Source organism: Paenibacillus sp. FSL W8-0426 (genome assembly GCF_037969725.1).
GTDB classification, from domain to species: domain Bacteria; phylum Bacillota; class Bacilli; order Paenibacillales; family Paenibacillaceae; genus Paenibacillus; species Paenibacillus hubeiensis.
In genome coordinates, this window is sequence record NZ_CP150203.1 from 5,246,061 (window position 1) to 5,258,494 (window position 12,434).

Here is a 12,434-nt window from a genome sequence, read left to right on the forward strand (position 1 = left end):
ACGCATGTTCTTCACCCATTTTCCCGAATTCAATGGTTCCCGACATGTGCGGGAGCTTCCGCTTTCTCCAACTCGTCCATTCCGGCAGCAACCAAATGTTCCGCTCGTTTCAACTCATGGCCGAACCGGTTCATTTCACGCACCAACCCGGTTCGCAACCGATAATAAACATCGCTGCCTGGAGTGGATGCTGCCAGAAGCTCGGCATCCGCCAATGCCGGTACGAGCGGCTGGCTGATCGCCGGATCATGCCCATACACGCTGCCCCGGACATAATTGAGGGGCACCAATATGCGGCTGAGTCCCAGCACAACCCGGTTCGCAACCCGAAGGCCCGGTTCGGACAACCCCGGCGAGACCGAAGCAACCAACCGATAGAATGCGTCCACCGTCTGGTCAAGCTGCCGAAGCCGAAGCTCGATACGTCCAAAGTCGAGGTGCTCTCCCGCCAGTTTGGCATAGGCATTCACCCTGTCCTGCAGGGCATGAACGGCTTCACGCTGGTCGATGGGCACGATCGGCGCGGATGCGGCATGGTAGATGGCAGCGGCATATACTTTGCAATCGCGTACCAGATGCGCCGGGTCCAGCTTGTCGAGCGTATCCTCGGTGGTATGCCACCACCAGCCGAACCAACCGTCGGGCTGGTAGGACAAACCCATGAAGACCGATGGCAAGCCGACTCCCCAGAAAGATTGGTCACCAGCCCGGCCGAAAGGCGACCCGCGAAAGGGTTCCTCCGTGACGACGCGGACAGCGTCTGCGCACAAGGAGCGCGTCTCCGCCATCGTGTTGGCTGCACCGAGGCTAACCGCGCCAACGGCACCCACCGAGTCGATGTTAACGTGCAGTACGCCATTCTCGTACAGCTCTTCCCAATGCAAATCGCTGTATAACGCAGAGCCTGCATACCTGCCGTGCGAATGGCCGGACCAGAAGGCCAGCCTGACGCTTCGCCGCAGACGTTCCCGGTACAACGAGAGGACGCGGGCCGTCTCCAGCATGACGGCATTGGCCGAACCGTTATCCATGGCGCCGTAATGCCAGGAATCCACATGGCCGCTGAACAGAATGAACTGCTCGGGCTCCGCCTGTCCGCGGATTTCCGCCGTCAACGTCGGAATAGGGAGCCAGCCGGTCGTTACTTCCGTCTGGATCACAGCGTGAACGATGCCATCGTTTCCGCTTTCCAGCTGGGCTTTGATTCGTTCACCATCCGTCCGGTTGACAGACAGGACCGGAATAACCGGGTATCTGTCTTCCAAAGACGCAGGGTTGCCCCATACCGCCGATACGATCATTTCATGGGTGTACGTCCCGTTGTTGATGAAAATCGCGGCGCTCGCTCCTTGCTGCTGAAGTCGGTCCAACACGGTCCAGTTCGCCAAGCCGTGCACAACGGCAGCGCCTCCGTTGAACTCATGATCGCCGATGGCCTGCGCGTCCACATATTGAAGCGGTACGTCCAACCGCGCGGTCGATGCCGACATGGCATGCGTAATGGCATCGTAAGCGACGCTGCCCACGATCAGTTCCGCGTGTCCTGGCAAGCTGATGAACGCGTCGTGGAATTCCAGCTTTGGCTCCAACCCGAAACCCTCCAGCGTATCACGGATGTACTCGAAGGCACGCAATTCCTCAGCCGAGCCTGAGAGACGTATTTCCTTAGCCACGTTTTCGTTATATACGGTCAAACAGCCAGCATCAATGCTGCCGAGGATGGTTTCCAGCGCTGTCTGGCGCACTCGTTCAGCCTGTTCCTTTTCCCTTTCTCGCTCCGTCCAATACCCCGTTCCTGCCTTCCCGATCGGTGGTTTCCGTTCAGTCACGGGCATCGCCCACCTTTCCGGCCACCCCGATGACGAGGTCGTCCTGCGAATTCCCTCCAAGGTAGCGTAGCGCCGTTTCCCCAAGGATCGCGATGCCCGTGAAGATCGCGCGCTCGTCAAAGATGATCGAATCGCTGTGCAAAGGCAGCTGTGACCTGGCGTCTTCCGCCGATACGGTCCCCAAGCGGAACATCGCACCCGGCACATGCTCCAGATAAGCCCCGAAATCTTCGGCCCCCATGGAGGGTTCCAGCAGTTCAACGACAGCTTCCCGCCCCACGATGGCCTCTCCGGCCTGACGGATCACGTCCACGAACCGATCGTCGTTTACGACGGGCGAGCCTCCCCGATAATACGTCAATTCGGCTTGTCCCCCGAAGCCTTCGGCAACGCGCTGAACCAATTGCCGGATACGCTCCGGCAGCGCATCGCGCGTTTCGGTGCGGTGCGTGCGGACGGTGCCCGCCAACAGCACTTCATCGGCAATGATATTGTACGCCTTGCTGTTGCTTTGAAGCTTCGTAATCGACAACACGACGGAATCGAGCGGCGAAGCATTTCTGGACACGATCGTCTGCAAAGCACTGATAACCTGGGCCGCGATCACGACGGCATCCACGGTCTGATGGGGATAAGCAGCATGGCCTCCTTTACCCGTGATGCGTATATCGAACGCGTCCGCCGCAGCCAGCATCGGTCCTTTTCGGATACCAACCGTTCCCGCAGGCAAGTTCGGCCATACATGAAGGGCCGCAATGGCGTCCACCTTCGGGTTGTGCAGCACACCGTCTGCGATTAAGTCGGTTGCGCCTCCTCTCACTTCCTCGGCAGGCTGAAATATGAACTTCACCGTGCCATGCAATTGTTCGCGGTATTCGCTCAGCGCCGCGGCCGTGCCTAATAGAATAGCCGTGTGTACGTCATGTCCGCAGGCATGCATCACCCCCGGATTAAGGCTGGCGAAGGGCAAGCCTGTTTTTTCCTCCATCGGTAGTGCATCCATGTCTGCCCGCAGTGCCAGCACCTTTCCCGGCCTGCTTCCATGAAGCAGCCCCACGACACCCGTGCCGCCGACGCCGGTCCGCACTTCCAGACCGGCTCCCTGCAGAAACTCCGCAACGGTACGGGCCGTCTCGAATTCCTGATGTCCCAGTTCAGGATGCTGATGCAACTGGCGGCGCAGCCGGATCGCTTCATCCTTCCACTTTTCGGCAACGCATGCAAAGCTCATATCATACTCCTCCTTCTCTTTCTCCTATATAACATTCAGAACGGGTCAGTGTTGATATAGGTGGCACTGTACCTCCCTGCCCGGGGCAACGGCAAGATTGTCCGGCACGACGGCTCTGCACACATCCATCGCATAGGGACAGCGGGTGTGAAACACGCATCCGGACGGCGGGTTCAGCGGAGAAGGAATTTCTCCGCTCAAGACGACCCGCTCTCTCTTCAGGCGCGGATTCGGCACGGGCACGGCCGACAGCAGTGATTTTGTATACGGATGCAGCGGATCGGCAAACAGTTCTTCCGTCTGTCCTTGTTCGACCATATGCCCCAAATACATCACTCCGATCCGATCGGCAATGTGTCGTACCACGCTCAGATCATGCGCAATAAACAGATACGCGATGCCGCTCTCCTGCTGCACTTCTTCCAGCAGATTAATGACTTGCGATTGGATGGAGACATCCAACGCCGATACCGGCTCGTCACAGATGATGAGCTTGGGATCGAGCGCCAGCGCTTTGGCAATGCCCAGACGCTGGCGCTGTCCGCCTGAGAACTCGTGCGGATAACGACTGTAATGCTCCTCGTTGAAACCTACTTTGTACAGCAGCTCCAACGCTTTCTCGGTCCGTTGCCGCTTGCTGCCTTTGCGGTGAATCAGCAATGGCTCCTCAATGGTGTAACCAACGCGCTTGCGCGGATCAAGCGAAGTGTACGGGTCCTGGAATACCATCTGCATATGCTGGCGGTAACTTCGAAGCTGGCTTCTGCCTAGGCCGAAAATGTCCGTACCGTCATAAACGGCGTTTCCGGACGTCGGTTCGATCAATCGAAGGATCGTTCGGCCGAGCGTGCTTTTGCCGCAGCCCGACTCGCCCACAAGTCCGAAGGTTTGCCCGGCATGGACGTCAAAAGATACACCGTTCACAGCCTTGACTTGGCCCGTCGTTCTGCCCAGAGACGATTTCACCGGAAAATGTTTGGTCAATCCGTCGATATGCAGCAGCGGCTGCTCCTCAGACAATGTGCTCATATTCCTCCCCCCTCTCCTGCGTCGCCGCTGCGATACCCGGATACCAGCAGCGCACTTTATGATTTTCCCCGATGCCCTTCAAGGGCGGGGTCTCCTTCAGGCAGCGTTCGCTGGCATGCGCGCATCTGGAGGCGAACCGGCAACCGGCCGGAACATGGTGGAGGGAGGGCACCGTACCTTCGATGACATGCAGCTTCTCGCTGCGATCCCCGTCAATCCGGGGGATGGAGCTCATCAGCCCCGACGTGTACGGATGCTGGGGGTTGAAGAACAGGTCATCCACATCCGCTTCCTCCACGACTTGCCCCAAATACATGACTGCCACTCTGGAGCATGTTTCGGCGACGACCCCCAGATCATGCGTGATCAGGATGACGCCCATGCGGTTTTCATTCTTCAAGCTGGAGATCAAATCCAGGATCTGCGCCTGAATCGTGACATCGAGCGCTGTAGTCGGCTCATCCGCAATGAGCAGCTTGGGATTGCAAGCCAAGGCCATCGCGATCATGACGCGCTGCCGCATGCCGCCCGATATTTCATGCGGGTGCTCGTCAACACGACGTTCCGGGGACGGAATGCCCGTTTTGCGCAGCAATTCCACCGCCGCTTCTTTTGCCTTTTTGCCTCGTAACCCCCGATGGAGCCTCAAACTTTCGGCAATCTGCTTACCGATGGTATGCACCGGACTCAAGGAAGACATCGGGTCCTGGAAAATCATCGAGATGTCGTTGCCTCGAATACGCTCCATCTCCCGCCCGGACAACGCAAGCAAGTTGGTTCCCTCATAGCGGACCTCTCCGCCGTACCGTACGGCCTCTTCGTCAAACAGTCGTAGGATCGATTCGGCGGTGACGCTTTTGCCGCAACCGGATTCACCTACAATGCCAAGCGTCTCTCCCGCATTAACGCGGAAGGTGACGCCATCCACCGCATGAATGGTTCCTCGTTCGGTAGCAATGGACACTTTCAAGTCCCGTACGTCAAGCAGCGGCTCTTTTTCCACGGCGCTTCCCTCCTTTCGCCTTGCGTGCATGCGGGTCCATCAGGTCCCTGAGCCCGTCGCCGAACAAATTCAGGCCGAGTACGACCAGCAGCAGGAAGCTGCCGGGAAACACGGTCATCCACCAAGCGTTATAGATGACGTTTTTGCCGTCGAACAGCATGTTTCCGAGACTCGGCGCAGGCGATGGGATGCCCGCACCAAGGAAACTGAGCGACGCTTCCGTCAGAATGGATACCGCAAAAATGAACGTGGCCTGAATGATGAGCGGCGATAAGGTGTTGGGAGCCATATGGATCCAGATGATCCGCCAACGGCTTGCCCCTTGGGCATGCAACGCCTCGATGTAGGTCAGTTCCCTGACCACAAGCGCCTTGGCCCGAATGATTCGCGCCACGGATGGAATGAAAATGATGCTTAAGGCGATGACGACATTCACCGGACGCGGTCCGAGTGCAGCCATGATCGAAATAGCGAGCAAGATGGAAGGAAACGCGAACAACCCGTCGCAGATGCGCATCAGGATATGGTCCAACAGCGTGTAACTGGCCGACAGCAATCCAATCAGCATGCCGATCAGCGACGAGATGGCCGTCACCGCCAATCCCACGATGACCGAAATGCGCAGTCCGTACACCGCGCGGGTGAACACGTCGCGACCGAAGTTGTCCGTGCCGAACGGATGAGCCAGACTGGGCCCTTTCAGGCGGTTGACCGGATCGATCTGCAACGGACCGTACGGCGTCAGAAGCGGCCCGAAGCTAATGAGCAGCAAGAGCAGGAACAGAATGAACGCCCCCGTCACCAGTAGGCGGTTATGCGTGATGCGCTTGAAGGCCAAGCGCCGGTTTGTGGCGGAGCGGAGCCCGGCCGGGGCCAGAGCGGCTCCCGAATTCGCCGACATAGGCGTTCCTCCTTTTGTAGTCAAAATTAATGACGATGAAATTATTTTTTATTCAGACGAACGCGCGGATCAACCACGCCGTATAACAAATCGACGATCAAGTTCACGAATACGTATGCCACGGTCACGAGCAGCACCGAGCCCTGAATAACCGTGTAGTCACGGCGGCTGATGGAATTGACGATCAATTGCCCCACGCCCGGAATATTGAACAGCGTTTCGATGACAGCTGCACCTGTTACGAGACCGCCAAAGGATTCGCCGATGACAGTCAGGATGGGAATGAACGCAACCCGGAGCGCATGTGTATAAATGATCCATTTTTCCTTTACACCCTTGGCTTTGGCCGTTTTGATGAAGTTCTCCGACAGCACGTCCAGAATGGACGCTCTCGTCATGCGTGCGATCAGGGCAGCTTGGATTACGCCCAGCACAATGCCGGGCAACAGCAAGTATTTCAGGTGTGACCACAAGCCTGACTCCAGCGGCTGATATCCTGCAACGGGAAGCCATTGCAGCTTGACCCCGAACAGGATGACCAGCAGTGAGCCGAGCAAAAAGCTTGGTATGGAAATGCCTAACATCGAGAACCCCATGACGAATTGGTCCACGATGCCACCTCTGTGTCTAGCCGCAGTGATGCCTAGCGTCAATGCCAGCGCAATACCGATGATCTGGGCAAGGATGGCAAGAGACAACGTGGGTCCCAACCTTTCCACGAAAGCTTGCACAACCGGTTTGTCCAGAAAAACGGATTGTCCCAAATCGCCGGAGAGCAGGCCCAGCAGCCAAATGCCGAATTGCTCGTAAATCGGGCGATCCAGTCCCATCCGGCTTCGCATTTCGTCAATGTCGGCCTGGGTTGCCTCCTCACCCAGCAGAATCGCCGCCGGATCGCCGGGCGTCAGATGGATGATAGAGAACACGACCACCGCCACGACGAACAGCACAGGCACCAGCGAAAGCAACCGGCGAACCATGTATCCTCCCAATCAAATCCCCCCGCTTCGCATCAGTTAGCAGAATGGCAGCCTTTATGCGTGAATGCGCCGCAGCTTGGGCTGCCGATTCGCCGCCTTTTTTACTTGGTATTGGACGTATTCCAGAAAATCGGTCCAAGGATGTTTTGGAATCCCTGAACGTTTTTGGACAGCGCCGTAATTTGTTTCGAGTGCCCAATGATGGAGAAGGGCACCTCGTCCCATACAAATTGTTGCAGCCCATCGATCAACGGACGTGCTTCTTCCACCGATGAAGCAGTGCGAATGCCTTGAAGAAGCTCATCCAGCTTCTCGCTCTTCAGCAGCCCAGCGGCCCCTCCCCAGAACGAATACTGGTAGAACGTTGGCCGGAATGCATAACTCATCGGATAGATGTCCCATCCCTTTCCTGTCGCAAGCTTCTCCTGCAAGGTAGGCCAATCGTACACATCGAGCTTCACCTTCACCCCGATCGATTCAAGCTCTTGCTGGAGCACGACGGCCACATTGTATTGGTCCACGTAATCACGAGTGGTGAAGATGGTAATCTCCTCCCCGTTGTATCCCGCTTCTTGCAATAGCTGCTTGGCTTTCTCGGCATTCGCCTGGCTATAGGCTTCCTTGCCTTTCTCCGAGTACCAGTTCGGGAATTCCGGCAGGACCAGGGAGGATGTTTTGACATAAAATTGCTCGTCCCGGAACGTCGATGTCAGGATGTCGTCCGCATTCTGGATCGCGTTGACCGCCTGACGCAGCTTTACGTTCTGAAATAGGCCGTTCTGGCTGTTATAGAAGTAAGCGATCAGACCGCCCGGACTCAGATACGTCTGCAGATCCGGATTCGAAGCGACCTGCTGCTCATTGTCCACCGAAATGTTGAGCGCAATGTCGTACTCCCCGGAAGCAATCCCGGCCAACCGCGTGGACTCATCCGTCACGAAGCGGAAGTAGAGATCGCTGGCGATCGCTTCCTTCTTGCCTCCCGCACCGTCGGCCGGTTCGGTTCGCGCACTGTAATCATCGAACTTCTTCAGGTGAATGTACTGATCTTGCTTCCATTCCTCCAATTGATAAGGCCCTGTGCCGATGAACTCTTTAATGCCCGTATCCTCGGCCGCTTCGACCACCTCTTTTGGATAAATGGCAGCAGCCGGAATGGGGTCGGCCAACAGCTGCAGCGTCAGCAAGAACGGCGTTTTCAACTGAAGCTCCACCGTATATTTGTCTTTGTCTTTGGCTTTGGCAACGGCACCGACAAAATTGGCTTTCCCATGGCTGGACAACCTGATCCAGCGATTCAACGAAGCCTCGACATCCTCGGCTTGGAGTTCCTTGCCATTGTGAAACTTCACGCCTTGGCGAAGATGGAACGTGTACGTCAATCGATCCTCGCTAACTTCGTAGGACTCGGCCAATAGCGGAATGACTTGGGCGTTTTGGTCCAGCGTAACCAATTGTTCGTAAATTTCGCGGGACACGTCCTTTACGGCCGTATTGGAGGAAATGTGGGCGTCCAGCGTCACGGGCTGAGTCGGATATCCGATATTCAGCACCTGGCCTTGCTTGGCCTCGCCTTCGGCCGATGCGGGTGCGTCATTCCCGGACGCAGCTGCTCCCTGCGTCGTTTGCCCCTGACCTCCCGAAGCGCAGCCGGCGAGCAGCAGCACGATCAGGATCAAGAGCAGCGCAGGTTTCCATTTGTTTTTCATAAGACAATCCCCTTTCTATTCTTCCCGATGGGTGAGGTCCGACAGGAATGTCAATCACGACTTAACTTGTCGGATTAGTGAAATTTAATCTAAGGCTAAACGGAGGCCTGCGTTTTGTAAAATAAGCATTTATAAACTATGAATTCATTTTTTGTTAATCCACAAAGTGGGTCGATTTCGTTTACACCCACAAACGCCGGATGCTAAGATACTTGAAAATTTATCCTGATTATGGGAAAGGAGCTTGACCGATGCCAACGATCACGAACCTGCATCCGAAATTGCTTCAACATATCGAAAAAATCGAACATTACAAACAGGTGCTCACCCTGCTGAACTGGGATGCCCGAACAGGTGCGCCGCGCAAAGGCGCGATCCACGCCGCACGTGCCAAAGGTACACTTGCCGAAGAATTGTTCAAATTACAAAGGGACCCGGAATTCGGCAAGCTTTTGGAAGAAGCAGAGTCTGATGAACATGCGGATGATCTCACGAAGCGGATTGTACGAGAGCATCGCAGAGCTTTTACGCGCTGGAGCGCTATCCCTGTGGAGGAATATCGAGCATTCGTAGATCGGCAAGGACTCGCAAGCGTAGCCTGGCTCGAAGCCAGGGCAGCCAATGATTTTTCCCTGTTCGCTCCTCATCTGAAATCCATTTTCGATCTCAGCCTGAAATTTGCTTCCTACTGGGGATATGACGAGCATCCGTACGATGCGCTGGTGCAGCAATTCGATCCCGATTTGAATGCCCGCACCTTGAACCGTATCTTCGGAGAATTGAAATCGGCGTTGTTGCCCCTGATTGCACGCGTAACCTCCGCGCCAAGACAGCCGGACACATCCATCTTCACTCGGCCGTTTCCGTTGGATAAACAAGAACAGCTTGGAATACAGTTGTTAAATGCAATACGATACGACTTCGATGCCGGTAAATTCGGCGCAACGGTACATCCTTTTAGCTCAGCCATTAACCCCCATGACGCGCGGGTGGCGTCGAAATATGTAGAAAATGACGTGCGCATTTCATTATGGAGCGCGCTCCACGAAGGCGGCCACTCGCTCTATACCCAGCATATCGATCCCGAATTGATCCATACCGGTCTTGGCATCTTTACCTCCTACGGCATACATGAATCCCAATCCATCTTTTTCGAAAAATTTATCGGCAGGCACAAGGGCTTCTGGCAGAACCATTATCCAGGCCTGCAGCAATTGCAGCCGGACCCGTTCGCCAATGTTGAGCTGGACGAATTTTATTTAGCTCTGAACGCCGTACAGCCTTCGCTGAACCGTTTCGAGGCGGACGAGCTGACCTACAACCTGCACCTTATCATTCGATACGAACTGGAACTGGCTATCATTGCCGGGGAAGTCGATTACGATGCATTGCCTGAAGCCTGGAACGACAAGTACGAGGAATATCTCGGCGTGCGTCCGCCATCCCATCTGGAGGGCATACTGCAGGACGGGCATTGGTCTGCCGGGTTTGGACTGTTCCCTTCGTATACGCTCGGTTTCGTCTACGCTGCGCAGCTTCATGAAGCGATCCGCCGAGACCTTTCCGACTACGACCAACTGGTCGAAGAAGACCGACTTGAACCGATCCTCGAATGGCTGGCAACGCATGTCCAGCAATACGGCAAATCGCGTTCCGCTGACGAACTCATTCACGCTATTACGGGACAAGGCATTGATACCGCTCCATTGATTCGTTATTTGACCGAGAAATACGAACGGTTATATTCGTTGTGATCGCAACAAACCCAATGCAGCAAAACACAACCGGAAATGATTTCTTTTCGGGAAAAAATTTATCATTTTACGGCTTCCCTTTTCCTCCGTCCGACTGTATAATAATGACATAATTTAAAGGCTATGTTGCCGAAAGGTACAACCTCGCGAACATTGGAGGCTGTGCCTTTTTTGCGTTTTCTGGCCTGATTTGCACCACCACTATTCCATCCAAGGAGTGAATGTGTAATGCAGCTTGAAGCTATTTATCATCGTGCACGCTTGAACTGGTCTTATGCTTATGACCGCAACACCCTGCATATCCGCCTGCGAACCGGACGTGACGATCTGGATCAGGTATCCGCCGTCATCGGGGACAAATACGCTTGGGAACGCACGGCCCGCACCCTTCCGATGCGCAAATTCGCCAGCGACGAGCTGTTCGATTACTGGCAAATCGAAGTGCAGCCTCCATATCGAAGATTGCGCTACGGGTTCGAACTGGAGCAGGACGGCGAACGGATTTGGATGACCGAACGGGGATTCGAAACCGAGCTGCCCGAAAACCCGCTGGAATTTTACGACTTTCCTTTCCTGAATCCGGCGGACATTTTCCAGGCGCCTGCATGGGTGAAGGACGCTGTCTTTTATCAGATTTTTCCGGAGCGTTTCGCGAACGGCGACCCGTCGATCAGCCCCGAAGATACGGAGCCGTGGGGCGGCGAACCGACGCCGACCAATTTCTTCGGCGGAGATTTGCAGGGAGTGATCGACCACCTCGACCATTTGAACCAGCTCGGCGTAAACGCCATTTACTTTACTCCGGTGTTCGAGGCCAGCACCAACCACAAATACAATACGGCCGATTATTTGAGGGTCGATCCTCATTTCGGCACCAATGCCAAGCTTAAGGAGCTCGTGGATGTATGTCATGCCCGCGGCATTCGGGTGATGCTCGATGCGGTATTCAACCATTCGGGAAGAGACTTCCCGCCTTTCGTCGATGTAATGAAAAACGGCCAGGCTTCGCCATACGCCGAATGGTTCCATGTGCGCGAATGGCCGCTGCGGATCGAGGACGGCATTCCGACGTACGATACGTTTGCCTTCGAACCGATCATGCCTAAGCTCAACACCGAGCACCCCGAAGTCAAAGCCTACCTTCTTGAGGTCGCCCGGTATTGGGTGCAGGAAATCGGCATCGACGGATGGAGGCTGGACGTGGCGAACGAAGTGGATCACCGCTTCTGGCGCGAGTTCCGGGATACGGTCAAAAGCATCAAGCCGGACGCGTATATCCTCGGCGAGATCTGGCACGATTCCATCATGTGGCTGCAAGGGGACCAGTTCGATGCAGTCATGAACTACCCTTTTACCAATTCGGTGCTGGATTATGCGGTCCATGGCAAATTAGACGGAGCTGCCTTCGCCGGAGAGATCGGAAATCTGCTCGCGGCTTATCCGCAATCCGTCACGGAGGCGGCCTTCAATCTGCTGGGCAGCCATGACACGCCGCGCCTCTTGACGGTCTGCGAGGGCGACGTTCGGCGCATGAAGCTTGCCGTCCTGCTGCTGTTGACCTACCCGGGAGTACCATGCATCTACTACGGCGACGAAGTCGGGTTGGAAGGCGGCTACGATCCGGGATGCCGGAAATGCATGGAATGGGACGAAACCCGGCAAAACCGCGATCTGCTCGACTTCTACACGCGGATCATCACGCTGCGCAAAACCCATTCGGCGCTGCGCGGCTCCAATTGGCGCATCGTGCACGCCGCCCAAAAAGATGCCGCAATTATAATCGAACGCACCGATGACGGGAGCCACGAACATTTCCGCCTGCTGATGAATGCCGCCGAGTCGCCTCGGGTGCTGCAATTGCCCATGCCGGAAGAAGCAAGCTGGCGCGATGCATTTAGCGGCGAAGTGCTGACCTCGGAAACGTCGACGCTGGATATAGCGTTGGAAGGGCTTGATTTCCGCCTGCTCAAACTTGAAGTCTAGTGTATTCGGCTCAAC

At 55.7% G+C, this 12,434-nt stretch carries 9 protein-coding genes; 2 read left to right on the forward strand and 7 right to left on the reverse strand.

Going from position 1 to position 12,434, the window contains the following annotated elements; translation table 11 throughout:
* Positions 1-29: 29 nt before the first annotated feature.
* From MKY59_RS23780 to MKY59_RS23810, 7 genes are all read right to left on the reverse strand, one after another.
* The gene (locus tag MKY59_RS23780) at positions 30-1,829 is read right to left on the reverse strand and encodes a M28 family peptidase (RefSeq protein ID WP_339274083.1); all 1,800 of its coding nucleotides are present in this window, start codon (positions 1,827-1,829) and stop codon (positions 30-32) included.
* On the reverse strand, positions 1,822-3,060 hold the full coding sequence (locus MKY59_RS23785) for an amidohydrolase (RefSeq protein ID WP_339274085.1): 1,239 nt from the start codon (positions 3,058-3,060) through the stop codon (positions 1,822-1,824). Before MKY59_RS23785 ends, MKY59_RS23780 begins: the two co-directional genes overlap by 8 nt.
* Before the next feature lie 45 nt (positions 3,061-3,105).
* Positions 3,106-4,089 carry a dipeptide ABC transporter ATP-binding protein gene (locus MKY59_RS23790; RefSeq protein WP_339274086.1) on the reverse strand — a complete coding sequence of 328 codons (984 nt, stop codon included), beginning with the start codon at positions 4,087-4,089 and terminating at the stop codon, positions 3,106-3,108.
* Positions 4,073-5,092, reverse strand: coding sequence for an ABC transporter ATP-binding protein (locus tag MKY59_RS23795; RefSeq protein ID WP_339274088.1), 1,020 nt, complete (start codon positions 5,090-5,092; stop codon positions 4,073-4,075). The genes MKY59_RS23790 and MKY59_RS23795 overlap by 17 nt, the downstream gene beginning before the upstream one ends.
* Positions 5,070-5,993, reverse strand: coding sequence for an ABC transporter permease (locus tag MKY59_RS23800; RefSeq protein ID WP_339274090.1), 924 nt, complete (start codon positions 5,991-5,993; stop codon positions 5,070-5,072). The genes MKY59_RS23795 and MKY59_RS23800 overlap by 23 nt, the downstream gene beginning before the upstream one ends.
* A 41-nt stretch (positions 5,994-6,034) precedes the next feature.
* Entirely contained in the window at positions 6,035-6,985 is a 951-nt protein-coding gene (locus MKY59_RS23805) for an ABC transporter permease (RefSeq protein ID WP_236415632.1), read from the reverse strand.
* Positions 6,986-7,074: 89 nt separating this feature from the next.
* Positions 7,075-8,682, reverse strand: coding sequence for an ABC transporter substrate-binding protein (locus MKY59_RS23810; RefSeq protein WP_339274093.1), 1,608 nt, complete (start codon positions 8,680-8,682; stop codon positions 7,075-7,077).
* A gap of 251 nt (positions 8,683-8,933) precedes the next feature.
* On the opposite strand from MKY59_RS23810, the gene MKY59_RS23815 reads away from it, so the two are divergent.
* Both MKY59_RS23815 and MKY59_RS23820 read left to right on the forward strand, forming a co-directional pair.
* On the forward strand, positions 8,934-10,436 hold the full coding sequence (locus tag MKY59_RS23815) for a carboxypeptidase M32 (RefSeq protein WP_339274094.1): 1,503 nt from the start codon (positions 8,934-8,936) through the stop codon (positions 10,434-10,436).
* Between the two features lie 228 nt (positions 10,437-10,664).
* Positions 10,665-12,419, forward strand: coding sequence for a glycoside hydrolase family 13 protein (locus tag MKY59_RS23820; RefSeq protein ID WP_339274096.1), 1,755 nt, complete (start codon positions 10,665-10,667; stop codon positions 12,417-12,419).
* Positions 12,420-12,434: the final 15 nt, after the last annotated feature.